The organism is Arsenicibacter rosenii (genome assembly GCF_001870735.1).
Classification (GTDB): domain Bacteria; phylum Bacteroidota; class Bacteroidia; order Cytophagales; family Spirosomataceae; genus Arsenicibacter; species Arsenicibacter rosenii.
On the sequence record NZ_MORL01000278.1, the window covers coordinates 1 to 422 of the forward strand.

At 44.3% G+C, this 422-nt stretch carries 1 protein-coding gene; it reads left to right on the plus strand.

All coding sequences use genetic code 11. From position 1 onward, the window contains the following. Nucleotides 1-17: 17 nt before the first annotated feature. Nucleotides 18-422 (plus strand): polysaccharide pyruvyl transferase family protein (locus tag BLX24_RS31250; RefSeq protein WP_374755033.1); only part of this gene is annotated, 405 nt, incomplete at its 3' end.

The window sequence follows — 422 nt, forward strand, 5'->3', positions numbered from 1 at the left end:
TTCCTGAAGCACAAATTATTTTGTGGCATGCTCAACCCCGTCCCGTCACCGAGGCATTGATTGCCAAAAATTTCCCGAAAGTAAAAATCGTTCACGGGGCTTTTTTCAACCAGGACGAAGGCTTACAGGGAGAGCTAAAAACGGCTTTCGGGCAAGCCGATGTTTACATTCATAACTCAGGAATGTCGATGAACTATGGCTTATTCAATTATGAATGGAATGGGACGATGGCCAATCTTGCCCCTTTTTATTATTGCATCGAAAACAATATTCCTTTTGGACTCTACGGTCAGTCTTTTGATAAGTTTGCGCCCCCTTCATTGTCGCTTTACCGTGATGTACTGAGTCGGGCATCTTTTATCTACTGCCGTGATACCGAGTCGGTCAAGTTCCTGAAAGAGAACCGGTTCAAAACCCCAATT